At 43.9% G+C, this 25,651-nt stretch carries 18 protein-coding genes, 1 tRNA gene and 1 pseudogene; 8 read left to right on the top strand and 12 right to left on the bottom strand.

Annotation, left to right across the window (positions count from 1 at the left end; translation table 11 throughout):
- Positions 1-65: 65 nt before the first annotated feature.
- Both IEX80_RS26715 and IEX80_RS26710 read right to left on the bottom strand, forming a co-directional pair.
- A complete protein-coding gene (locus IEX80_RS26715; RefSeq protein WP_229701777.1) occupies positions 66-329 on the bottom strand; it encodes a hypothetical protein in 264 nt (87 codons plus the stop codon).
- Positions 330-553: 224 nt separating this feature from the next.
- Positions 554-1,492 (bottom strand): S66 peptidase family protein, encoded by a 939-nt coding sequence (locus tag IEX80_RS26710; RefSeq protein WP_188834713.1) that lies wholly within the window; start codon positions 1,490-1,492, stop codon positions 554-556.
- 121 nt (positions 1,493-1,613) lie between these two features.
- Here IEX80_RS26710 and metG point away from each other — a divergent pair, with 121 nt between their 5' ends.
- The 3 genes from metG (at position 1,614) to IEX80_RS26695 (ending at position 4,759) form a co-directional block, all read left to right on the top strand.
- Positions 1,614-3,683 (top strand): methionine--tRNA ligase, encoded by a 2,070-nt coding sequence (gene metG / locus IEX80_RS26705; RefSeq protein WP_188834712.1) that lies wholly within the window; start codon positions 1,614-1,616, stop codon positions 3,681-3,683.
- Between the two features lie 138 nt (positions 3,684-3,821).
- Positions 3,822-3,893, top strand: a tRNA-Arg gene (locus tag IEX80_RS26700).
- Between the two features lie 92 nt (positions 3,894-3,985).
- Complete coding sequence (locus tag IEX80_RS26695; protein ID WP_188834711.1) at positions 3,986-4,759, top strand: restriction endonuclease; 774 nt, start codon at positions 3,986-3,988, stop codon at positions 4,757-4,759.
- 178 nt (positions 4,760-4,937) lie between these two features.
- Here IEX80_RS26695 and IEX80_RS26690 read toward each other — a convergent pair whose 3' ends face one another.
- A complete protein-coding gene (locus IEX80_RS26690; RefSeq protein ID WP_188834710.1) occupies positions 4,938-6,572 on the bottom strand; it encodes an ABC-F family ATP-binding cassette domain-containing protein in 1,635 nt (544 codons plus the stop codon).
- A 324-nt stretch (positions 6,573-6,896) separates the two neighbouring features.
- A complete protein-coding gene (locus tag IEX80_RS26685; protein ID WP_090534736.1) occupies positions 6,897-7,661 on the bottom strand; it encodes a DUF4382 domain-containing protein in 765 nt (254 codons plus the stop codon).
- A 355-nt stretch (positions 7,662-8,016) separates the two neighbouring features.
- On the opposite strand from IEX80_RS26685, the gene IEX80_RS26680 reads away from it, so the two are divergent.
- The gene (locus tag IEX80_RS26680; RefSeq protein WP_188834709.1) at positions 8,017-9,057 is read left to right on the top strand and encodes a methyltransferase; all 1,041 of its coding nucleotides are present in this window, start codon (positions 8,017-8,019) and stop codon (positions 9,055-9,057) included.
- 46 nt (positions 9,058-9,103) lie between these two features.
- Here the strand turns inward: IEX80_RS26680 and IEX80_RS26675 are convergent, their stop codons facing one another.
- The 3 genes and pseudogenes from IEX80_RS26675 to IEX80_RS26665 all read right to left on the bottom strand — a co-directional run bounded on the left by IEX80_RS26675 (position 9,104) and on the right by IEX80_RS26665 (position 10,651).
- On the bottom strand, positions 9,104-9,880 hold the full coding sequence (locus IEX80_RS26675) for an SDR family oxidoreductase (protein ID WP_188834708.1): 777 nt from the start codon (positions 9,878-9,880) through the stop codon (positions 9,104-9,106).
- 84 nt (positions 9,881-9,964) lie between these two features.
- Positions 9,965-10,237, bottom strand: a pseudogene (locus IEX80_RS26670) (DUF7677 family protein); the annotation flags it as partial.
- A 156-nt stretch (positions 10,238-10,393) separates the two neighbouring features.
- Positions 10,394-10,651, bottom strand: coding sequence for a hypothetical protein (locus IEX80_RS26665; protein WP_188834707.1), 258 nt, complete (start codon positions 10,649-10,651; stop codon positions 10,394-10,396).
- A gap of 162 nt (positions 10,652-10,813) precedes the next feature.
- Here IEX80_RS26665 and IEX80_RS26660 point away from each other — a divergent pair, with 162 nt between their 5' ends.
- Positions 10,814-11,428: a DUF1349 domain-containing protein gene (locus tag IEX80_RS26660; RefSeq protein WP_188834706.1), complete on the top strand. Its 615-nt coding sequence runs from the start codon at positions 10,814-10,816 to the stop codon at positions 11,426-11,428.
- 207 nt (positions 11,429-11,635) lie between these two features.
- Entirely contained in the window at positions 11,636-13,261 is a 1,626-nt protein-coding gene (abc-f, locus tag IEX80_RS26655; RefSeq protein WP_308421712.1) for a ribosomal protection-like ABC-F family protein, read from the top strand.
- Between the two features lie 68 nt (positions 13,262-13,329).
- Here the strand turns inward: abc-f and IEX80_RS26650 are convergent, their stop codons facing one another.
- Entirely contained in the window at positions 13,330-16,308 is a 2,979-nt protein-coding gene (locus IEX80_RS26650) for a ligase-associated DNA damage response DEXH box helicase (RefSeq protein WP_229701775.1), read from the bottom strand.
- Positions 16,309-16,392: 84 nt separating this feature from the next.
- Here IEX80_RS26650 and IEX80_RS26635 point away from each other — a divergent pair, with 84 nt between their 5' ends.
- Complete coding sequence (locus IEX80_RS26635) at positions 16,393-17,064, top strand: hypothetical protein (protein ID WP_176628807.1); 672 nt, start codon at positions 16,393-16,395, stop codon at positions 17,062-17,064.
- A 161-nt stretch (positions 17,065-17,225) separates the two neighbouring features.
- On the opposite strand, the gene IEX80_RS26630 is transcribed toward IEX80_RS26635, so the two are convergent.
- From IEX80_RS26630 to nagB, 4 genes are all read right to left on the bottom strand, one after another.
- Positions 17,226-20,087: a M16 family metallopeptidase gene (locus IEX80_RS26630; RefSeq protein WP_188834705.1), complete on the bottom strand. Its 2,862-nt coding sequence runs from the start codon at positions 20,085-20,087 to the stop codon at positions 17,226-17,228.
- Positions 20,088-20,158: 71 nt separating this feature from the next.
- The gene (locus tag IEX80_RS26625; RefSeq protein ID WP_188834704.1) at positions 20,159-20,704 is read right to left on the bottom strand and encodes a DUF2059 domain-containing protein; all 546 of its coding nucleotides are present in this window, start codon (positions 20,702-20,704) and stop codon (positions 20,159-20,161) included.
- Position 20,705: 1 nt separating this feature from the next.
- Positions 20,706-21,818 carry an acyltransferase family protein gene (locus IEX80_RS26620; RefSeq protein WP_188834703.1) on the bottom strand — a complete coding sequence of 371 codons (1,113 nt, stop codon included), beginning with the start codon at positions 21,816-21,818 and terminating at the stop codon, positions 20,706-20,708.
- A gap of 200 nt (positions 21,819-22,018) precedes the next feature.
- A complete protein-coding gene (nagB, locus tag IEX80_RS26615; protein WP_188834702.1) occupies positions 22,019-23,938 on the bottom strand; it encodes a glucosamine-6-phosphate deaminase in 1,920 nt (639 codons plus the stop codon).
- Between the two features lie 441 nt (positions 23,939-24,379).
- Here nagB and IEX80_RS26610 point away from each other — a divergent pair, with 441 nt between their 5' ends.
- Positions 24,380-25,573 carry an anhydro-N-acetylmuramic acid kinase gene (locus tag IEX80_RS26610; protein WP_229701774.1) on the top strand — a complete coding sequence of 398 codons (1,194 nt, stop codon included), beginning with the start codon at positions 24,380-24,382 and terminating at the stop codon, positions 25,571-25,573.
- The last annotated feature ends 78 nt before the right edge of the window (positions 25,574-25,651 follow it).

Below are 25,651 nucleotides of genomic sequence, written 5' to 3'. Positions count from 1 at the left end.
CCGGCAATCAACGGTGTCTGATTTACGCTGTTTTTCCTTACCTGTCGTGGGTACATCGGCCGGGTTTACAACGATGCAGTTAATCCCTGCATTACTAAATTCCCGCTGATGACTGAAACCGCAAAACCGGCTTCATAAACTACGTGGTAGTCCGCTGATGGGTAATTACGCTTAAGATAAGTACTTAATTCTCCCGCCGATGGGTTCTGCGAAAACGTCCTGAGTTCCATTTGTTCACTACGGATGCTTACCTTCCAGGATTTCTTATGGACATCTATCCCCGCAAAAATCTTTTGCCCGCTAAAATCTAATTGTATAACTTGTTGCATGAGTTCTTGATTTAAAGTGTTTGTTCTTAGTTGTTTACTTTAATCTACAACCTTTTTTTCAAGAACTCTTCTTTAACTGTTTCATGCATACGATCTTATACGCTGTGAAAGTTCGCTATAAAAGTTTGCAAGCAGGGTGTATAGGATTTCTCCTCTCTCCCTTCACACATTTTCCACAACCGGTTCGTCGAAATGACATTTTCTTTTGAAGCTTACGTTGTTGGTTATTTAAACCACAACTTCGCCTGCTTTTCATCTACCTGCAATCCCACTTCTCGCCCTAATACCAAACTGTTATTATCGGGGATATGCCCTGCCGGGAAATCGAAACATACTGGGTAGTTATATTCTTTAACAATCTCCATCACTATTTGGGACACAGTTTGGCCAAACGGTATGTCATTATCTTTAATATCAGTAAAGCCGCCTACTACCAGGCCGGCAAGATTTTTTAGTTTACCCGCCCTGTCCAACATGCGCAGCATTCTATCTACCGAATAAAGATATTCCCCAACGTCTTCAATAAACAGAATTTTCCCTGTATAATCTAAATCGGATACCGAACCTGCAGAAGCCACCAACAGCGACAAGTTGCCGCCTACAATAATACCTGTAGCTTCGCCTGGCTTGTTGGAATCGTGAGTTATAAACTCATAGCTTAAGTCTTCGCCAAATAGTGCCCGCCTTAAAGTATCTATCGAATGTTTTGATGCGTCGGGAATATTAACCGGCATTTGTCCGTGTATGGTTTGTGCGCCATAATTGGTAAACAGGTGAGTGTGTAACAGGGTTATATCGCTAAAGCCAATAAGCCATTTAGGATTTTGTGCAAAACGGCTAAAGTCAACCTTGTCAATCATCCTCACGGTTCCATAGCCCCCACGGGCGGCAATGATGGCTTTGATACCGTCATCATCAATAAACCGCTGCATATCGGCAGCCCTAAAATCGTCATTGCCGGCAAACTGGTGAAATGAGGCTTCTACTGTATCGCCTAAAACAACTTCCAGCCCCCAGCTTTGTAAAAGTGTAATGGCATCTGTCATGGGGTTGGGCAGTTTTTTGGCAGGGCAGGTGATGGCTATTTTGTCGCCTTTTTTGAGGTATGGAATTAGTCCGGAAGTCCGCAAGTCCGCAAGTCCGGAAGATTTTATATTATTCATTTGTAAATTATAATAAAACTATGTGTTCGGTCTTCAGACTTTTCCGACTTTCGGACTTCCGACTTCCTCACTCCCACTTAAATCAATTATCTTTGCACACTATTTACCAAGGCGATATTTAATGTCACAACTCAACAAATATAAACGATTCACCATTACATCGGCCCTGCCTTATGCCAACGGCCCCTTACATATCGGTCACCTTGCCGGTGCTTACCTGCCGGCAGATATTTTTGTGCGGTATTTAAGGTTGAAAAAGAAGGACGTGGTGTACATATGCGGCTCGGATGAGCACGGTGCTGCTATTACCATCAAAGCCAAAAAAGAAGATACTACCCCGCAAGCCATTATCGATAAATACCACAAACAGATAAAAGATAGTTTTGAAGAGTTCGGTATCGCATTTGATATTTATCACCGTACCTCGTCGCCTATTCATCATGAGCTAAGCCAGGAGTTTTTCCTGAACCTATATGAAAAGGACGAGTTTATTGAAAAATTCTCCGATCAGTATTTTGACGAAGATTATCAGCAGTTTCTGGCCGACCGTTATATCATCGGAACCTGCCCTAATTGCGGTAACGAAAATGCCTACGGCGACCAGTGCGAGCGCTGCGGCACCTCCCTTAGCCCTACCGACCTCATCAACCCAATCTCGACCCTAAGTGGCAAAACGCCCGTGCTTAAATCAACCAAACACTGGTACCTCCCTTTGGATAAATACCAGCCATGGCTGGAGCAATGGATAGATGCCAAAGAAGGCAGCTGGAAAGTGAATGTTTTTGGCCAGTGCAAATCATGGCTAAAATCGGGCCTGCAGCCGCGCTCCATGACCCGCGACCTTGACTGGGGCATTGACGTACCGCTGGCCGAGGCTAAAGGCAAAAAGCTTTATGTGTGGATGGATGCGCCTATCGGTTATATTTCGGCCACCAAGCAATGGGCTATTGATAACAAAAAAGACTGGAAGCTATACTGGAAAAAACAGGCCGATGAGCAGGATGATGCTTGCTTATTGCATTTTATCGGTAAGGATAATATCGTATTCCATTGTATTATTTTTCCATCTATACTGCACGCGCACGGCGAATATATTTTGCCGCAAAACGTACCAGCCAACGAGTTTCTGAATTTAGAAGGCGATAAACTTTCCACTTCGCGTAACCACGCGGTTTGGCTGCATGAGTACCTGGAAGAGTTCCCGGGCAAACAGGACGAATTACGCTATGTGCTAACCTCCATCCTACCCGAAACCAGCGACAGCGAGTTTACCTGGAAAGATTACCAGGCCCGGGTAAATAACGAGCTGGTAGCCATATTAGGTAACTTTGTGAACCGCGTAATGATTTTGATGCACAAATTTTACGATGGTAAAATTGAGGCTGATACTGAAAAGATAGAATTTACCGACGCAACCCTGAGCACCGGTATCGGCGAATATTATGATGAGATAGAGAAAAACCTTGAGGCTTACCGCTACCGCCAGGCTTTGCAGGCTGTAATGGATATGGCCCGCTTAGGTAACCGTTACCTAACCGAAAAAGAGCCGTGGAAAACAATTAAAACAGAGCCTGCCGCTGCTAAAGAAGCGCTGCACAATTGTTTAGTGCTGATTGGTCACCTGGCTACCGTGGCGCAGGCCTTTTTACCCGCTACAGCTAAAAAGATCATCACCATGCTTAACCTGCCTAATGAGCCGATAGCTTATGACCATGAAATGTATTTTAACAACGGTCACCAGTTGAACCCGGCTGCGCTGTTGTTTGAAAAGGTAGAGGACGATGTGATAGAAGCCCAGCTTAAAAAACTTGCAGATAAAAAGGTTGTAGCTCCACCAAAATCAGCAGATGTGCTGCCTGCAAAGGAAAACGTTAATTACGAAACCTTTGCCACCATGGATATTCGCACCGGTACCATTTTAGCTGCCGAAAAGGTTGCCAAAACCAAAAAGCTGCTGAAGCTGACTATTGACACAGGCATCGACGAACGCACGGTAGTATCAGGCATTGCCGAATATTATGAGCCGGAGAACATCATCGGTCAAAAAGTAAGTATCCTGGTAAACCTGGAACCAAGGGAGATCAAAGGCATCGTATCGCAAGGCATGATCCTGATGGCCGAAAACAGCGAAGGGAAGCTGAGCTTTGTTGCCCCTACTGAAGATTTCCACAATGGCGCAGTAATCCGTTAAATATGCAGACTTCAGATGCGAAGATGCGCAAATGAACAGTTGTTAAATTTTGAATTTTAGGGTGTGATTTTTCATTGAAAAATTGCACCTTTGCAAACTAAATAAAAAGATCGACCTTTTTGAGGCTGATTTTTAAACGGTCCCGTAGTTCAACGGATAGAATAGGAGTTTCCTAAACTCTAGATATGAGTTCGATTCTCGTCGGGACCACATCCTAAGACAAAAGCCTTTAGACGGAAGTCTGAAGGCTTTTGTGTATAAAGAGGTTTATTTATCCTAAGTTTAATTAATCTTAAAAATACATGAATAATCATAACAAAGGACGAATTCTGGAAGACTATGTTGAATATGTATATAGATTCCTTTTAGATTTAGAATCAAAAGAAGATGATGAGCCTATCATAATCTCGAGAAATGTAAGAATGGAAAAAAATGGATATTCAAATGAATTTGATATCTATTATGAATTCTCTAAAGCAGGAATAAGGCACAAAGTGGCCATTGAATGTAAGAATCATAGCACTCCAATAGATATAAGTCATGTTAGAAACTTTCATGATAAATTAAGAGACTTTAATGTTACGGGCGTTTTTGTTTCCGGATCTGGATTTCAAACAGGCGCAATAACTTACGCTCGTGATAAGGATATATTGTTACTTACAACACAAGACCTACCTAACTTTTTCAAGCTATTAGCATTAAAGCTGAAACAAGTTTATCTACCGACCAAATTCATTAAGGGTGAACCATTTTATATTTTAATGGAACATAAATCAGGACACCTAACAGGGTCATATCACGTTGTAGATTTCCCGTTCCGCAAGAATAAAATCCTTTTATTCCTATCAAAAAAGTTAGCACTTGATTACTTACAAGGTACTGGCAAGCGTGACTTACTAATAAGAGGGCTTAAACAAGAAGTTTTTGATTTTCCGATATTATTTGCTAAAAGATCTGGTATATCATTTACTATAATTTGTCATAAAGCGGCTATACAAAACGAGCATATTGCTTTTGATATTGAACCTCAAGTATTAAAGGAGCAATATTATGATCTATTAGTTGACAATAACTAAAATATTATAGCTATCGTGAAGTTACAATTTTTGACCAAAATTGTAACTTCACGAATATCAAAGCACCATGTTACTCCAACCGCGCTGCAAAATATAAATCAACCATAAAGAGTTCGAGTTCGTAGTTTAAGGAGATCTGAAAATAGTGAAATAGAAAGCGCTCAGATACATTGATCCCTTACCCCTGCTCAATCTGCTTCAAACTATCCATCTTCTTATACGCTAAAAACCCTTTAATATCCTCAAAATGTTCGCGGACGCGTTTATTGCCGAACTCAAATACCTTTTTCACCAGCCCGTCAAGGAAATCCCTGTCGTGAGATACGAGGATCAGCGTTCCGTCAAAATCTCTTAGGGCATCTTTGATGATATCTTTGGTTTTCATATCCAGGTGGTTGGTTGGCTCATCCAGGATCAGTACGTTTACAGGTTCCAGCAGTAGCTTGATCATGGCCAAACGCGTCTTCTCTCCGCCCGAAAGTACCTTTACCTTTTTGGTGGTGTCATCACCGCTAAACATAAATGCACCCAAAAGGTCTTTAATCTTTACCGTGCCATCACTTAACGGAATCTGGTCGATGGTTTCAAATACCGTTAAATTCTCATCTAACAAAGCTGCCTGGTTTTGGGCAAAGTACCCGATCTTGGCGTTGTGACCTACTTTTAAACTACCTTCAAAATCAATCTCGCCCATAATAGCTTTGATCATGGTCGATTTGCCTTCACCGTTTTTACCAACAAAAGCTACTTTTTCGCCCCGCTCAATCACCATGGCTGCCTTCTGGAACACCACATGATCGCCATAGGTTTTTGTCAGGTCTTCAACCATTACCGGGTACTGACCAGAACGTGGCGACGGCGGAAATTTCAAGCGCAATGCCGAAGTATCCACTTCGTCGATCTCGATAACCTCAAGCTTTTCGAGCATTTTCACGCGGGATTGTACCTGTAAAGTTTTAGAATATGTACCTCTGAACCGATCTATAAATTCCTGGTTATCGGCAATAAAACGCTGTTGTTCTTCGTAGGCTTTCAATTGATGTACCCGGCGGTCAGCCCGCAGCTGAAGATAATGGGTGTATTTGGCTTTATAATCGTAGATTCTGCCCATTGTAACCTCAATGGTACGGTTGGTGATGTTATCAACAAAGGTACGGTCGTGGGAGATAACCATCACTGCCTTTGCCGAGTTTACCAGGAAATCTTCCAGCCATTGTATACTCTCAATATCCATGTGGTTGGTAGGCTCATCCAGCAAGATCAGGTCTGGTTTCTTTAACAGAATTTTGGCCAGCTCGATCCGCATGCGCCATCCGCCCGAAAACTCGGAAGTTTGGCGGGTGAAATCCTTGCGCTCAAAACCCAAGCCCTTCAATACCTTTTCAACCTCTGCATCATAATTCACCTCCTCCTGCGAATAAACTTTCTCGCTCAGCTCCGATACCCGCTCAATCAGCTTCATGTAGTCGTCACTGTCGTAATCGATACGAATATTAAGTTGCTCATTCACTTCGTCCAGCTCTTTCTGCATCTGATTAGCCTCGTCAAAAGCTTTCATCGTTTCCTCAAAAACGGTAACGTTATCCTGGGTAAGCAAGTGCTGCGGCAAATACGCTATTACCGCGTCCTTTGGTCCGGTTACGTTGCCTGTAGTAGGTTTGGCTGCGCCGGCGATGATCTTGAGGATGGTCGACTTGCCTGCGCCATTCTTGCCCATCAGGGCTATCTTATCATTCTCGTTGATGGAGAAGGTTACGTCGCTAAATAAGGTGGTTCCGCCAAATGAAACGGAGATGTTATTGACATTAATCACAGTATGCTAATATTGAATTTTGCGCAAAGATAAGTGAAAGACATAGAATTATGGCAGGAACTATGAAGAGGCTATCGAACCGCGGTTGACTATACCGATGTTAAGATTTGCAGTTCACCTATATCAAAAAAATGAATAGCAAATAGCCTAATTCAGGAAACAATGCAAGCTATGAGCTTAGAAATATCCTCGCTGAGGCCGAATTATCAGTAAAAAGCCTTTAATCTTCAGATTAAAGGCTTTTTACTGATATAGGTTAACGGTGCGGAGATCATCTAACCATCCGCTGAATCTCCGCTGTTTCCTTTTAATGATAGAGCAGGGTTACTGTGTAATGTTCACCGTTCCCATATCAGTGACGGTGCCGTTTGTTACCGAAATGTTGGTTACTGTTTTGATGGCATAGGGGCTAACCGGCACAAATTTCACCTGGTAACTGCCCGCTGCCAGGCCAGGGAAATAATATTTACCGGTGGCATCTGTAGTTGAGCCAATGGTGTCGGCACCCGTAATAGCATATACCTTCGGTGAGGATGCGGCAGGACTAACTACACCGGTCAGTGCACCCGAAGCGGCAGTGGCAATTGCGCGGATCACTGGTTTGAGGATGTACTTGCCGTTACCGGTAAGTACTACGGATTGCGCGGCGTCAAAGTCCAAACGCATAGTATAGGCAATACCGGCGGTAAGCTTATCATGAACGTTCAGCTTCACACCTGAGGTCTGACCGCTTGGCGTGGTCAGGTCATATGACACACCGGCTACAATCACGCGGTTACCACTGTCGTTCAACACCAGGCGCACCTGCTGGATGGTCCCTGCGGGAATATCCTGGTCGGCCAGCACAGTATCACGGCCCGAACGGAACCGCAGGATATCAACAGCGCCTCCATCCACATTGAGCGTTTGTTCACCTTTGTCGGTTACTATGATCACACTTTTGATATTCAGGATTACGGCATCAAAAGCGCCGGGTGCATCAGTCATTTTCACGGTCACGTGGGCGGTACCCCCGTTATTGGTGCTATCCTTTTTACAGGAAAAGAGCATAAGGCTTAGGGCTGCGGTAAATAAAAATAGCTTTTTCATAATTTAAAAAGTTTGTTTATTGAGGGAACAAATCCGCGTATTTTTTGTGCCAATGTGACGATGAATGATGTGATTGTGTCGACGAATAGCCTCATAGCAGTTTGCAGCAATGCTTTATCACCTTTTGCCGGAAGCACAACTCATTCTCTTCGCAAGAAAATATCATGCCATCTCCCCATTCGGCCCGAACAGAAAAAGGTATAATCAATTAACATAAATACATTCTTCACAATTATCAATCCCCCTTTTCTTTTTAAATTAAATACCTGTATTTTAGATAATTAATTTCTCCCGCCCGGGTAGAATTCGCCGAAAGGCATTACCAGTTTTAAACCGATATTTAATAATAACAAAAATGGAACAGCAACCTAACCAGCCATCACCCGAAAACATTATGAAAATTGGCACAGGATTTTGGGCCTCAAAAATCCTTTTAACCGCCGTCAGTTTTCAATTGTTCACCCGGCTTGCCGAAAAGAAAACCATGAAAGCCAACGATATCAAAAACATTTTAGGGCTTAAATGTACCGACAGGAATGTTTATGATTTTTTAGATGCTTTAACCGTGTTTGGTTTTTTAAAGCGTGAAGGCATCTTAGATACCGCTATTTATTCAAATACGCCGGACACTGATACATTTTTAGATAAAAATAAGCCATCATACATTGGCGGCATCCTTGAAATGATGAACAATCGCTTATATACATTTTGGGGTAGCCTGGGTGAAGGGCTGCTTACCGGGCTTCCGCAAAACGAAATAAAAAAAAGCGAGGATTTTTTTGGCCTAATATATTCAGATCCTGAAAAATTGAAAGGGTTTATTAATGCAATGAGTGGCATTCAAATGGGGAATTTTATGGCCTTTGCTCAAAAATTTGATTTTACCCAATATAAAACACTGATTGATGTAGGCGGTTCGGCCGGGCTACTTTCATTGATGGTTGCCAGGCATAATGCCCATATGCGTTGCACCAGTTTTGACCTCCCGCCGGTTGAACCCGTTGCAAACGCAACTATACAGCAATTCGGGCTATCCGAACAGGTAAAAACAGCAAGCGGCGACTTCTTCACTATGCCGATACCCGATGCGGATATTGTTGTAATGGGAAATATCCTGCATGATTGGGACGAGGAAAATAAAATATCATTAATGAAAAAAGCTTATGACGCGCTCCCCGCCGACGGAGCATTTGTAGCTATCGAAAACATAATAGATAGCGAGCGGAAGCAAAATATTTTTGGAATGATGATGAGTTTGAATATGCTTATTGAAACAGGCACCGGGTTTGATTACACATTTGCCGACTTTAACAGATGGGCAAATATTGCCGGGTTTAAATCAACTTCAATTATTCCATTAACCGGGCCATCAAGCGCGGCAATTGCATACAAGTAGATGAGTGGTTCGATATTACAAATACATGCAATAAGTTCGAGCTTTATTAAAAAATAGCACGGCTGGCACCTCCGTCTACCTGTATGGTTGTCCCGCTGATGTATGCCGCCTGGGCAGATGAAAGGAATGCTACCAGGGCTGCAAATTCTTCCGGCTTGCCAATGCGTTTGAGCGGAATACTTTCGGCTTTTTCCTTAATTGCCTCTTCGGGGTCCACGTCCAGGGGCAGCGTGTGCCTGATCCGATCTGTCAGAATAAGGCCCGGTGCGATATTATTGACGGTAATTCCATAAACGCCTAATTCGTCGGCAAGCATTTTGGCCGTACCAACTACGCCCATACGCATCGCGGTAGACAGCACCGAGTTGGTCAATACAGACTTGACCGAGCCACTAACGATATTGATAATACGGCCGCTGCCTGCCGTTTTCATAAAAGGTAATACCAACCGGGATGTCCGAACGAAACTGAGCATGTTTTGTTCATAGGCCTGCTGCCATTGCGTGTCGTCAAAGCTCTCAAATTTTCCGAAAGGTGGCCCGCCGGCATTATTAACCAATATATCTATCCGTCCGTATATGCTGCCCGCCCGATTTATAAACGAAGCCAATTGCCCGCTATCGCTGACGTCTACCGGAAAACATGACACTTCATTGCCCGTTTTTGAGCTGATGTCTTCTGCGGCCTCGTTAAGTTCTGCCGAGTTCCGCGAACCGATGATGACTTTCGCGCCTTCTGCTGATAAAGCCATTGCCGAGGCTTTTCCTAATCCTTTACTCGCAGCCAATACAACAGCTACCTTTTGATCTAATCCGAGGTTCATAAGGCAAATCTTTTAAAATGCAAATCTCCTGAATTTTTAGGAATGAGGACTGTTGTTCCGAAAAAATGATCAAAACATCATTACTTAGTTTTGATCTTTTAATGGTGGAGGCTCATGAAGTGCAAGTTCCCAATCTTCAAACGGAGGCTCTACAACAAAAGAGGGATCACAATATGCCCGAAGATAATCCGTTGCCCTTTTTTCTGCGTATTTGGCGTTCAGTACCTTTCCGGTATCATCCAGTTCAATCACATTGGCATAAATTGCAAATACCTGTTCAATGGCACCTGGCTCATTACCATATAACGTAAGATAATCAATTCCTTCAAGTGTGTACTGACTACCGCTTGCCATGAAATAGGTAAAACGTTCTTAATGCGCCGCTAAATGAATTGCTTAGTTTCATGCCATAAATTTAGCGTGTTTCTTTATAAGAATTGAAAGTCCGCTAAATGAGAAATAAAACAATGCGATAACCGGCCGATTAAATTCTAACGGATAATAGCTACCCTTTCACCTGTTTGCCCTGCTCAGTTTCCTTCTAAACCTTGAAGCCAGGGATTCCAAATCACGTTTCTCAATGTCTTCGGGCCTATGAAACTGGGATAAAACAAGGGCTCTTGAAAGTTGAATAGTGCCATTACTTGTTTTAACAACTACCTGATCTCCGCGTTCCGCATGGTTTTTATAATTCCCAATTTGTGGATTAATGCCGGTAACGCGCATCAATAGTTCAACTATAGCATAAAGTGGCAGTTTGTTCTTCGACATACATTTTGCTTATGTTGTTTAATACTAAGTTAAGCATATTTTAACAATTAGTAAACATCACCCCCACCTCTGAGTTATCAAGCCTGGTATGATCCGGGCCGATCGAGCAAAAGTTTATAAACTAAAACGACCTTCATTCTTTATTATCATAAATTTACCTCCATGAAAAAACTAACCTTTTTTTTCTTATTTGCCCTGCTCAGCAAATTTGGTTTCGCACAAAATTTAAACAGTATGCAATGGTACAGTAAACCTCAAAAATCATTAATAGAAGGCAGTACGCTGCACATGACCGTTGACCCCGCAACCGACTACTGGCGGGTAACACATTATGGCTTTATCAGGGATAACGGTCCATTTTATTTTACCGAACAGGAAGGCGATTTTGAAGCCAGCGTAAAAATTACCGGGGCCTATAAAGAACTGTTTCACCAGGCCGGGTTAATGGTAAGGATAGATAACAAAAACTGGATAAAAACCGGAATTGAATATGTTGACGGCGTACAAAACGTAAGTGCTGTAGTTACCCGCGAAGTTTCGGACTGGTCGGTAGTGCCAAGGCATGACAGTCCCAAATCGGTTTGGCTGAAACTGCTGCGCAAAGGCGATTTTGTAGAGATCAAATATTCGTTCGATGGTGAAAAATATGATATGCTCCGCCTGGCTTATTTTCCGCCCAATGTAAAAGCGATGATAGGAATGGTGGCGGCAGCACCGGGCAAACAAAGCTTTGATGTAAAGTTTGAAGATTTCAAAGTACAGAAGATCAGCAAGTAACTTTGCCGGAAGATGGATAGAGCTAAGCCTTTGAACTGGAGTTTGAAGGCTTTTTTATTTTAAAAGTATTATGGTGGAAAGAGGAATGGATATCGCTTTCATTACATTTCAATCATTTTTGTTATTTTTGCCCCGGTAAACTACCATTCCCTCTATGTGATAAATAATTTCTTTCAGGACAAATAAACAGCGCCGTTACCACAACGCATGCTGTACTTATTCACCTTTTTCAAGAAAGAAATTATGCTTATTCTGCACGATATCACTTATATACACCCTAACCGTGATCTTTTATTTGCGGGTATAGATCTCGTAGTTAATAAAAACGATAAAATAGCCCTCATAGGCAACAACGGCACGGGGAAATCAACCCTGCTTAAAATATTGGCCGGAAACTTACAGCCCGCAAGCGGCGTGGTAAAAACCGGTTCGAAACCATATTATGTGCCCCAGATTTTTGGACAGTACAATGCATTTAGCGTTGCCGAAGCCCTGCAAATAGACGATAAACTAAACGCCTTAAAGCAGATTCTTGAAGGCAATGTTACCGACGAAAATATGACCCTGCTCAATGACGACTGGGCTATTGAGGAACGCTGCCAGGAAGCGTTTATACATTGGCAGCTTAAGGATATTGATTTGTCGCAAAAAATGGACACGCTTAGCGGCGGGCAAAAAACAAAAGTATTTTTAGCAGGCATCGCCATTCATCGCCCCGAAATAGTTTTGCTGGATGAGCCGAGCAACCATTTGGATAATTCAAGCAGGGAACTATTGTATAATTATATCCAATCAACCAATAATACGCTGGTGGTGGTTAGTCACGACCGTACCTTACTCAACTTACTTACTACGGTTTGCGAACTTAGCAAGCGGGGCATAACCGTTTACGGCGGAGATTACGATTTTTATGCCGAACAAAAAATGATGGAGAGCGATGCCCTGAACCAGGATGTAAGAAGCAGGGAGAAAGCGCTCCGCAAGGCTAAGGAAACAGAAAGGGAATCAGTTGAACGACAGCAAAAGCTGGATGCCCGCGGTAAAAAGAAACAGGAAAAAGCCGGTGTGCCCACTATCATGATGAAAACGCTTAAAAACACCGCCGAAAAAAGCACCTCGAAGATGAAGGGTGTCCATGCCGAAAAAACTGATGCTATCGCACAGGAACTAAGCCAGCTGCGTACACGGTTGCCGGATATTGATAAAATGAAGATGGGTTTTGACAATTCGGCACTTCATAAAGGGAAGGTACTGATTACCGCTAAGGACCTCAACTTTGGATACAGAGATCAAGAGCTTTGGACCTCGCCGTTAAGTTTTCAAATCACCAGCGGCGAAAGGCTGGCGATCAAAGGGGCAAACGGCTCAGGCAAAACAACGCTGATAAAGATGCTGCTGGGCTCACTAAAACCACAATCCGGCACAATAGAACGCGCGGCGGTTAAAGCCATTTATATCGACCAGGATTATTCACTCATCAATAACAAGCTCAGTGTTTATGAACAGGCGGAAGAATATAATTCGGGCGTATTGCAGGAACATGACATCAAAATTCGCCTCAACAGGTTTTTGTTTACTAAGGAGTATTGGGCTAAGTCATGCAGCGCCCTAAGCGGCGGCGAAAAAATGCGGCTGATGCTCTGTTCGTTAACCATCAGCAACCAGGCACCAGATATGATCATCCTGGATGAGCCCACCAATAACCTCGATATTCAAAACATCGAAATTTTAACAGCAGCTATTAACGATTACCAGGGAACGCTCATCGTTGTATCGCACGATGAATATTTTTTAAAGGAGATAAACGTAGAACAGGAGATTTTGATAAGGTAAAAAGATAGAAAAAAAAGGGGGCCACCGTTTGCTTCGCATACAGCTGGCCTCTTTTGTTTTTCATTTATTTAAAACCCCTTCTTCCTTGTGATCCCCGGCTTTCTGCTTTTCCGCTCTGCAGGTTCAGGAACACCTTCTGCTCCGTAGCTGCGGGCCATTTTGGCTATGCGCTCTTCCATGGTCTCGGTAGTCAGTCTTTCCCGGCCAAGACTGTCAACCATGATCGGGAAGGCGAAAGGTGTTGGTCGCTCAATCACTTTCAAAATGATATTTTGTGTTTGGATCCGTTGCAAAGCAGCCCTTAGCCTGAACTCTTCTAATTGAAAGGCTAAAGCCTCATTATAGGCCTGGCGTACCAGTAAGTTATCCGGCTCATACTCGCTGAAAACTTCAAACAGCAATGAGGTTGATGCCTGCAAATGCTTGTTCTTTACCTGCTGACCGGGATAACCCGTAAACACTAAACCTCCAATATGTGCTATATCCCTGAAACGGCGGCGGGCCATTTCATTAGCATTTAAGCTGTGCTGGATATCATCTATCAGGTTATCTATCGAAAAAAAACCGGCATCTTCCAGGGCTTCTTCAATAGGGATATCGTCGTCGGTAAGCAATTCAAAGCCGTAATCATTCATAGCGATAGAAAAACTTGCAGGCCTTATTTTACTGATGCGATAAGCCAGCAGCGATGCCATGCCTTCGTGAACCAACCGCCCCTCAAAAGGATAAAACAACAAATGGTGCCCTTCTCTCGATTTAAATGACTCGATCAAAAATTCATGGCTTTGCGGTAAGTGCGATAATTGCTGCTGCAAATCAAAAAGCGGTTTCAAAGCCTTAACCTCTACATCTTTTTCGATGCCATGCGCCACCTCATCCAGCTTAAGCCTGAATACAGCCGCCAGTTGTGATGACAGCGGCATCCGCCCCCCGTTCCAGCTTGGGATTATCCCTTTGGTTGAGTTGGATTTTTTAACGTAGGCTGTCATTTCCTTCACACGTACAAACTCCAAACTCCGGCCTGCAAACCAAAAGGTATTCCCGGGTTTTAACTTCGATACAAAGGACTCTTCAATAGTACCCAGACTACCGCCGCTGAGCCATTTTACGCGGATGCTTAATTCACTGGTAATGGTACCGATACTCAGCCGGTGGCGCATGGCTACTCTGCGGCTATTTACTTTATACAATCCGTTTTCAACCTCAACTTTTAAAAATTCATCATACTGGGCAAGTGTTTTACCGCCGCTGGTAATAAAATCAAGTAATTGTCCAAATTCGTTCCTGCTCAGATCAGCAAAGGCATAAGTGGTTTTAACCTCCTTAAAAAGTTCGTCGGCGTAAAAACCATCAGACACGGCCAGTGTCACCATGTACTGAATCAGCACATCCATGGTGAGCAGCATCGGATCGCGGCTTTCAAAAATCTTATCCTTAATAGCTTCCTTCAGCGCCGCGCCCTCCAATAACTCGAGCGAGTGCGTGGGTACAAAATAGGCCAGAGATGTCGCTCCCGGATGGTGCCCGCTTCGCCCCGCACGCTGCATAAAACGGGCAACACCTTTGGGACTGCCAACCTGTACAACGGTATCTACAGGGCGAAAATCAACCCCCAGGTCCAAACTTGAGGTGCACACCACCAGTTTTAGGGCTTCGGCATGCAGAGCGGCTTCTACCCAGTTGCGCAGCTCGTTATCCAATGAGCCATGGTGCATAGCCATGATGCCCGCATACTCGGGGTAATTATCCAAAATGGCATGGTACCAGATCTCCGATTGAGAGCGCGTATTAGTAAATATCAGTGTGGTTTTACTTTTGGCAACTATCTCCATCACCTCGGGCAGCAGCTTTAAACCGATATGCCCCGCCCAGGAGTAATTCTCAATATTCTGTGGAATAATAGACCGGATATCCAGCTTTTTCTCCAGGTTAGCGCGTACCATTTTAACCTGTTCCGGCGGAAAATCATTTCCTAATAAAACTTCGGCAGCCTGTTCAAGATTGCCAATAGTTGCGGAGATACCCCAGATTTTCACCCCACCCCAACCCTCCCCGAGGGGGAGGGAGCTTTTTTCTAAATATTGCTTAATGGAATCAATTACCTTTTCAGGATTTTGCAACACTTCATCATTAGTATATCTCAGCACGGTATATCCCTGTGAATTTAAATATGCTGTCCTTTCTTCGTCTAAATGTTGTTGTTCTATGCTGATATGATATCCTCCATCAACCTCAACAATCAATTTCTTCTCAAGGCAGATAAAATCTGGTATATAATTCAACACAAGATGTTGCCGCCTGAATTTATATCCCGTCCTTTTACCTCTCAATAATTGCCACAAAATATTTTCAGCTTCGGTAGGTTGATGACGCATAAACTTTGCATTATCAATATTTGCCTGCCAGCTCAAAGCATCGGTTGTATGATAGCCGGGATATTTTTCTTTTACTTTAGTATCTAACTTTTCGGCTCCTTCTCCTTTGGAGAGGGTTGGGGTGAGGTGCTTTAATCTGGACAAACCCAGCTCCACCTGCACTCCCCTCTTCGTACCCAACAACTCGTGCCATTCATCAATTACAACCACCTGCAGCTGACTGAACAGTTTAGGATATTCCTTTTGGGCAAGCATGAGGTGCAAGCTTTCCGGCGTGGTAAGCAGTACTTCGGGCAGCTTTTTTTTGAGGGCTTGCTTTTCGGCAGCAGGGGTATCCCCTGTGCGGGTAGCTATGCGCCATGGTAAGCCGATCTCATCGCAGGCTTCCTGCATGGCTTTACGGATATCGTTGGTAAGCGCCCGCAATGGGGTTATCCAAAGCATCAGCAAGCCATTATTTTGTTTGGTTTTATAGGTATCGGGATGTGTGTTGATAAACCCTGCCAGAAAAGGCAGGAACAGGGCAAAAGTTTTACCGCTGCCCGTGGGAGCATTCAACAAGCCTGAATAGCCGCCAAGGTACGCCTCCATCATTTCGGCCTGGAAAGGGAACTGCTCCCAGTTTTTTTCCATGTACCATTGCTGTATAACCTGTTGGCCTTTGCTTGTCATTATTCTGTTAACAAAATTTTTGTTGTTTGGTTATTGCACGAATAATCGAGCCAACAAAATAACTATTAAATTGGTTATGGTAATATGACGATCAGAAATAGCTTAATAATCATTTCGATAGCCATCTGCCTTTTGGCCTGCGGCAACAATTCAAAAAAAGAAACAACTTTGGCCGATACCAATCACGTACCCAGGGATACCACAGGCCAATATCCTTTCGATAAAAACGATACAACTACCCACCATATCATGGCATCGGATGCTAATACGGCCAACACCGTTCAGTCCGACTGGCTGATAACTCCCGGCAAAAGCATCGGGCATATTATTTTAAATGATGATGTGCAAAATGTGATAAAGCGATTGGGCAAGCCTGATAGCTCCGACGCGGCCATGGGCAGTTCATTGATGGTCTGGTTTGCCAAACATGATATTACCCGTTACCGTACCGCGATTTTTTCGCACCGCAACATGGGCAGTAAGGATGAATCAATAAGTCATATACAAAAGATCCTCGTAACATCGCCGCGGTTTAGAACCGGTGAGGGCGTAGGTGTAGGTTCAACCAAACAGGATATTCAAAAATATTATTCATTAAAGCCAACCTCTACCTATACCAACAATGGCGGCAAGGTGCAGATTTACACCGATCCGGGTAAAGGGATTTCTTTTGAAATAGATAGCAGCGGCCGTTGCGTTGGCGTGGTAGTACATAAAGCCAATGATACTGCAGTGGCTTATTTGAATATGCATTGATTGTTTTCGACATAGAAACACATAATGGCGTCCTGGGCATACAAATCACGATAATTAAGCAAAGCCGCTTGTCCTGCCGAAGACGCATGTGATGGGTCTTTACAAATAAAGAAGGCCTTCCCGAAACGGAAAGACCTTCTTTATTATGATATCTACTATCCTTATTTCTTTTCGGGCATCAATATCAATTTAATCAAATTTTTACCGCTTAGGTATTTATTAGCTGCATCTTTAGTGCTTTGAGGGGTTATTTGTTCAAGGCTGCTTACATGCCCCAGGATTTGGTCCGGGTTTTCGCCGTTTTGCGATGTAGAGGCAAGATATCCTGCCCAGAAAACATTTTGCTTTAGCTGCTGCTGGGTTGAACGGGCTTCTTCGGCAACAAATTTCTGGATATCTGCCGGTAAGGCGCCGTTCTGTTTAATTTTGGCTATCTCCTCCATGGTAGCGTTGATCAGCTTATCCACATTTTCGGGTGCGCAACCAAAAGATATGGTAAAAGTGTAACGCCCCCCCGGAATTTTATGGTAGCCGGCCCTTACCCCGGGAGCATATACACCGCTTTCCTGCTCACGTAACCGTTCAATCAGTTTAATGTTCAGTACTTCTTCCAGCGCATCTACCTGTATATTGTTAGCTTCATTGTAATCATAATCGCCGCTAAAAACCAATTGTACTGTGCTTTTTTCACCTACCCCTTTATTCACCGTTTTGGTGATCAAACCTGCAGGCGGCTCAATATTCATGTTTTTATAAGTTTCCTTGCTATTGGTTGAGGGCAGGCCGCCAAGGTAATGTTCCAGGTATGGCTTAATTGTTTCCACGTTAAAATTACCCACCAGGGTAAAGGTAAAACCACTGGCGTCGGCAAAGCGTTTTTTGTAAAAATCGTAAGCTTTATCAAGTGTTGCCGCATTTAACCTTGGTAAGGTAGTTACCATACCACGGAAATTATAGTTACTTAATACAGCCGATACCGTATCCTGGTAAACACTTCCGGGATCAAGCCCGCGGGTACTCAATATCGACCTGGTTTGATCGATGTTGGCATCCCAGATGTCTTTGTCTTTACGCGGCTGGGTAAAGTATAGGTAAATCAACTGAAGGGCTGTTTCAAAATCGGCTGGTGAGGTATTTCCCGAAATACCCTGTGCAAACTCACTGATATACGGCGAAATACTCAAGTTTTTGCCAGCCAGCTTTTTATCAAGCATGCCCTGGTTAAACTGCGCTATACCGCTACCGCTGATAATAGATGAGGCCAGGTTTGCCGACGTAAATTCATCGTCACTTGCCAGTGATGTACCGCCAAAAGCGTAACCGTTTATCAGGATCTGATCGTTACGATATTCAGTAGGTTTTAAGATCACTTTTAAACCGTTGCCTAAAGTAAGCGTGGTTGTTCCAAGAGCCTCATCTGTTTCTTCTTTGGTAACTTTAGTACCTTCAGGAACTTTGGCTAGCAGCGGGTCGCTTGATACATTATCAATATAGGCAGTTACATTTTGGCCGCCCGTGGCAATCCAGTTCAGTAAGGTTTTTTCATCGGGCAAATTGGCTTTTTCTTTATCCGGGGCTTGTACTACCACCACACGGTTTTGATCGCTGATAAATTTACCGGCCATGGCATTCATATCGGCCAGGCTTACTTTATAGATATTGCCTATATAAAAATTATACTCATAGCTGATGCCGGGGATAGCCTCGCCGGTTAAAAAGTTGGCCTGGTATTCACGTACAAAATTTGCCGAAGGGGTTTTATCCCTCTCCCGGTAAGCATTCCCAATACCAACCAGTGCATCCTGCTTAGCACGTTCCAGCTCGGTAAGGGTAAAACCAAATTTGCGGGCGCGTTCAGATTCGGCCACTACGGCTTTAACCGATTTTTCAAGTTCGCCGGGTTTGGCGACAACCAGTGAAGTATAAGCATCCTGGTCGCCGATAAAATTACCATAGCTGGTACGGCCATATAAAAACGGTGGATTAGGTTTTTGCAGCAACTCGTTTATGCGCGAATTAAGCATCTGGTTAAACAACTGTATCCTTACCTGCTGCATGTAATCGCCGGTAGTTTTAGTAACCGTGCCGGGATGTTTTACAATGATCTGTGCAACAGTGTATGGATACTCGGGATCCGTAACAATTTTTACCGCGGTACCCGGTGTTGCAGGTACGGAATATTTTGTCCTCGGCTTTTCGGCGGCCGGGTTTTTAAGCTGTGAAAAGTTTTGTTTAATGAGCGCCTCAACACGTTTTGGGTCAAAATCGCCCACGGCAACAACAGCCTGCAAATCGGGGCGATACCAATCCTGGTAAAAAGCTTTGATAGTTTCGGGCTTAAAGTTTTTCAGGATGTCTTCTTTACCTATAGGCAAGCGCAATGCGTACCTTGAGTTATTAAGCAGCACGGGCAATGTTTGCTGTTGCAGGCGTTCCTGGGCATTTTTGCCGCGAAGGCGCTCTTCTTCCAAAACAACGCCGCGTTCTTTATCAATTTCGGCAGGATCAAAACTTACATACCCGGCCCAGTTAGCCAGTATATTAAAGCCTTTTTCAAACACACTGACGGTATCGGTTGGCAGAGGTAATTGATATACGGTTTCGTTAAATGAAGTGTAAGCGTTTAAATCTGCACCGAATTTTACGCCTGCTTTTTGCAGGTAGTCAACCATCTGATTTTTTGGAAAATCGCGTGTGCCGTTAAAAGCCATGTGCTCGGTAAAATGGGCCAGGCCCTGCTGATCGTCATTTTCCAAAACCGAACCGGCTTTATTAACCAGGTAAAGTTCGGCCCTGCTTTTAGGCTCAACATTGGCACGGATATAATAAGTTAAGCCATTGGGTAATTTACCAATGATCACATCCTTGTCAACCGGTAATATATCGCTCTTGGCAGCAATGGCCTGGGTGCCGGGTTTATTTTTAGGCGACGGAACAGGTTTCTTTTTTACTTGTGCAAAAGCACTTCCGCCCGAAAGTGTTAAAGCCAATAGGGCCAGCGGAACGTATTTGTTCAGGTTCATTATAAAGTTTAAATAGTCAGGGTACTAAGATGCAAAACGAAAATCTTAGTTACAAAGTATTGTTATGAAAATTAATGTTTTGTAGCTGATTTTGAGGCTGGCTTTTTAGCGGGAGGCTGATTAGCCGGAGCCTGGTTAGAAGAACCAAAAGCATCCTGCATCATTTGCGTCAGTTCGTCTTTATGTTCTGCAACCGCATTCTGGCCAACCATCATCCCCCTTTGCATTAACGCAGGCAATTTTGAGCTTACTTTTTGCCCTATCGGTGAGCTATAAAACACAGAAATCTGATTAAGTTCATCTTCAGTAAATTCTTCAGCATAAATAGCTGCCATCTTATCTTTAAGCAAATCCCAGGTAAAGTATTTGCTCATAAAGGTTTTCATCACATCAATGAATTTGGCACGCTGCTCTGCAGGCATTTGACTACTTGTGGAGTTAATGATATTATCCATCATTCCGCCAAACTGTTTATCTATGCCAATAGAAACTAACAATTGCTCAGCGGCCTTTAAATGTGATTGGGTAATAGTTTGAGTGGTTGTTTGCGCTTTTAAGCTTGAAAAAGAAAACAGGGTGATTCCTGTTAATGCGATAAGTTTAAGTTTTAGGTTCATATTAAATTTTGATAAAGATCTTTTTGATGTAGAACACCCACATCACCACCCATAAAATGAGCACTGTAAATATAGCACTTATCAATGAAGCATTTACAGGTGAAAAATAAGGAGCAAAAAATGTTTGATAGATGGATGAACCGTTTATTTTAATCATCCCCATATAATGCGGTATAAAGCCCGACAGCACATATGCTGTTATAGCATTAGTACCAAATACCACAAAGGGATAAGTAAAGCGTTTGTACCCTTGTATGTCAATAAGCCAGTAGCATAAAGCCAGCCCAATGGTTGCCAGGCCGCCGGTATAAAGCACAAAGGAACTTGTCCACAAGGCTTTGTTAATAGGAAAAAACAAATCCCAGAACAAGCCTGCTATAACCGCGATTATTCCGTAAACAAACATCCAGTTAGTTTTGATATTGTCATCGCGGTCTTTACGTTTTAGCCAGCTGCCCACCCTAATGCCAAACAAGGCTGTGGCAACGGCGGGAATAGTCCCCAGCAAACCTTCCGGGTCCCAGGTATGCGATTCGCGCCAGAGGTGATCGGGCGTAAATACCAGCCTGTCTATCCATGCCCCCATATTGGTTTCAGGCTCAAGATTGGCATAGCCTACACCCGGTACAGGGATAAAGGTCATGATGATAAAATAACCTATAAGCGCTCCGGCAAAAATCCAGTCGCGCGTTTTTTGTGATGTTTTGAGATAAAGTACTGTGCTGATGAAATACACCAGGGCTATGCGCGGCAACACACCCGGCAAACGTAAATGAGCCAGCCCTGTATCGGGGTGCAAGGTCAGTTGAGTTATCCAGGGGATCAGCAGCAGGATCATGGTACGGCGCAGCGCCTTCAGGATTAGTTTACTGTGCGATACCGTAGCCTTTTTACTTTCCATGGCATATATAACCGATACGCCAACCATAAACAAAAAGAAAGGAAAAACCAGGTCGGTAGGTGTACAACCGTTCCATTTAGAATGTTCAAGCGGTGCATAGATATGCCCCCAATCGCCAGGGTCATTGACGAGGATCATCATGGCGATGGTAATGCCCCGGAATACATCAAGGGAAAGAAGGCGTTTTGGTTTTTCGGTTATGGTTGAGGTCATAGGCTACATTAAAGAAATTCCCTCCTTGGGAGGGGTGCGTTTGGAATGTGCATTGGCAGGGAGGGGTTTATACACCCTGTCAAAAACAAGGCTAATCGATGAAACCCCTCCCTACACCCTCCCAAGGGAGGGAATCGCACATGGCCTTCAATTATTACCCCATTGCCTGCTTCCACAAGACAATGAGGTTCTATAAATCCTTAAAACATATATCGTTTAAACGCCTCCATAGCCTCATATTCCGCAAGGCCAAGGCGGTCGTAGCGATGGGCCGTGTCACGGGTGCGGTCTTCTGCCCTTACCCAAAACTCCCTTGCATCATCACCCGGGAATACAGGCCTGTCTTTTTGCGACTGGTGTTTGAAGATCGCATTACGTTTCCTGATCACCTCCTGCGGCGACAATGGTACCGCCATCTCTATCTCATGTGTTTCAAACTCGTGCCATGCACCACGGTACATCCACAGCCAGCAGTCTTCTACCCAGGCTTCTTTACCTTTCAATCTTTCCAGTGCAGCTAAGATGATTTTGAAGCATACTAAGTGCGTACCATTAGGATCGGCAAAATCACCGGCAGCAAAGATCTGCTGTGGTTTTACTTTTTGAAGCAGGTCGATGGTTAATTGAATATCTTCCTCACCTACCGAGTTCTTCTTCGTTTTACCGGTTTCGTAAAACGGCAGTGCCATGAAGTGGATATGATCATCCTGTAAGCCTGCGTATCTTGCGCCTGAAATCGCTTCCGTTTTCCGGATGAAGCCTTTTACGTTTCTGATTTCCTGGGTATCAATTTCGTTTGGTTGTTTGGCTGGGAAGAAGGCACGCATATCTTCATATGACTTTTGAAGATGAGCGGTGTCTTCGCCGATGCTCTTTGTGAAATCGATAGCAAACTCCATGTACCTTAGCACGTCATCATCCCAAACGGCGGTATTGCCTGATGTTTGGTAAGCTACGTGTACATCATGCCCCTGGTCTACCAAACGGATAAATGTACCGCCCATCGAGATCACGTCATCATCAGGGTGCGGTGAAAAGATAATAGAGCGTTTTTTAGCAGGCAATGCCCTTTCCGGCCTTTGCGAATCATCCGCATCAGGTTTACCGCCCGGCCAGCCGGTAATGGTATGCTGAATCTGGTTAAAGATATCAATGTTGATATTATATACAGGGCCCTGCTCTACTGCCAGCTGCGCCATGCCGTGGTTATTGTAATCTTCTTCGGTTAGTTTCAGTACCGGTTTGTTAACCTCATTCGCCAACCAGATCACAGCCTTTTTCTTTAACTGGTTATCCCACACACAATCTTTTACCAGCCACGGGGTATCAAACCGGGTCAGTTCTGATGCGGCATCTGCATCCAGTACAAACTCCACATGTTGTGATAATTGCAGGTAAGTTGCAGGTACTTCGCCCGAAATCTCCCCTTCTACCGCTTTCTTGATGATTGGCGCTTTCTTCTTGTTCCAGGCCATCAGGATGATTTCCCTGGCCTTGAAGATGGTACCGATCCCCATCGTGATCGCCTTGGTTGGCACATTCGCCTTACCACCAAAATCTCTTGAAGCATCACTCCTGGTCAGGTCGTCAAGCGTTACCATCCTTGTGCCTGAGTTTGGCGCAGATCCCGGCTCGTTGAAGCCGATGTGGCCTGTACGACCGATACCCAGGATCTGAAGGTCTAAGCCACCCAATCCTTCTATCTGCTTTTCATAAGCCAGGCAGTAGCCTGCTACGGCTTCTTTATCCAGCGTGCCATCCGGGATGTGCACATTGGCTTTATCTATATCAATATGGCTGAACAGGTTTTCATACATAAAAGTCACATAGCTTTGCGCTGCTGTGGGCTTCATCGGGTAGTACTCATCCAGGTTGAAAGTGATCACATTCTTAAAGCTCAAGCCTGCTTCTTTGTGCTGCCTTACCAGTTCGGCATATACTCCTATCGGGGTTACACCGGTGGCAAGTCCCAATACCGCTTTTTCGCCTTTAGCTTGTTTTGTGCGGATCAGATCTGCTATCCGGTTCGCTACCGCTACCGAGGCTTCCTGCTGGTTGTTGTATACGCTTACCGGTAACTTCTCGTAACGTGTCTCTTCCAATAAATTTAATCGTGCCATGAATCTTAGGAAATGAAAATGAGGTTAGTTGTTCAAAACAAATATATCAGATATTTACATAGTGCCATTATTATTTTAACTTTTGCGGTAGTGTAAACCCATCCTAATGGGGTTAACACGGGTTAACACATTTCAAATATTTAAAATACAAATCATTAATAGTCAATAATTTAAACACAACTATGGGTTACACTAAACTGATAATTTCGAGCAATTAACACATCCAAACGTTTACCCCTGTTATTGACAAAAGCAAGTGCTAATGAAACCTGGCCCGTTTAACCGGCATCAGGCCATAAAACAAGTATCATTTGATACTGATAGTTTGCCAATATCATTATCTTATTTCGTTGCTATATTAACAACAAATCATCGCCACTAAAATATTAAATGCATTTGCCCAACTTTTGCGGGTTGCCGTACAAATAGTAAATTAAGCCCATGATAGCATTGAACCATAACCTTCAGCACCTGTTTAGCATCGCTCAAAAACCATCAAAAACGGGCATCGGCCTAATGTCTGGTACCTCATTGGATGGGCTTGACATTGCCCTGTGCAAATTTACCGGTAATGGTTTAAGCACTCATTTTGAGCTGGTACAATTTATCACAATCCCCTATCCGGATGACTTTAAGCTGGAAGTTCAGCAGGTATTTGCCCGGCGTAATGCGGATCTGGAAAAGATAACTTTACTTAACGCTTATATCGGCAGCTATCACGCCGAACTGATATTGCAGGCACTTGGTCAATGGAAAGCCGACCCGCAAGAGGTTGATTTTATCGCCAGTCATGGTCAAACTATTTACCATGCCCCCCAGCGATTACATCAGCATAAAAACTACCCTAACGCCACTCTGCAAATTGGCGACGGCGACCATATCGCCGTAAAAACCGGCATACTAACCATCAGCGATTTCAGGCAGAAGCATATTGCTGCCGGAGGAGAAGGCGCTCCGCTGGCTTTATATGGTGATGTATTATTGGGCAATAAAACCGGCCAAAACCGGGTGCTGTTAAACATAGGAGGCATTGCTAATTTAACCTGGCTTCCTGGCGACGGTGATTTTAACCGCGTGCTCTGCACAGATATTGGCCCCGGCAATACACTCATCGATGCTGCCTGCCGAAAATATTTTGATAAGCCTTTTGATGAGGATTCGGTCATCGCTTACAAGGGGCGGGTAAATAAAGATCTATTAACGGCGCTCCTCTCCCATTCGTTTTTTGATGAAAAAGGCCCTAAAACCACCGGACCAGAACTGTTCAACCTTGCCATGGTTGCTGAAGCACAGCAACGGTCAGGTACCGTGAAGATTAGTGGTGAAGATCTTATTTGTACCCTAAGTGCCTTCACAGCGGCATCTATAGCCGGTTTTGTTAAGGAAAATATCGCAGGGGATCATGTTAAAATTTTTACCAGCGGCGGCGGGGCGCGAAATCCATTTGTTATTGGGGAATTAAAAAAACTATTGCCCCAAGCTGCGATAGAGGATAGCAGTTTACTGGGGATTAACCCCGATGCCAAAGAAGCTATATTATTTGCTTTATTAGGTAATGAAGCTTTATGCGGTGCGCCGATCAGGATCGGAACAAACCCGGCTGTGTTGATGGGAAAATTCTGCTTTCCGGTTTAAGCGAAGAATTCAAATTGATTATTTCCACGCAGAGAGGCATCACATACATCTATACATTTGCGCTGTAAACGCCTTAAA

The organism is Mucilaginibacter rubeus, assembly GCF_014643835.1.
GTDB classification, from domain to species: domain Bacteria; phylum Bacteroidota; class Bacteroidia; order Sphingobacteriales; family Sphingobacteriaceae; genus Mucilaginibacter; species Mucilaginibacter rubeus.
This window is presented reverse-complemented; position numbering and strand designations above follow the sequence as displayed.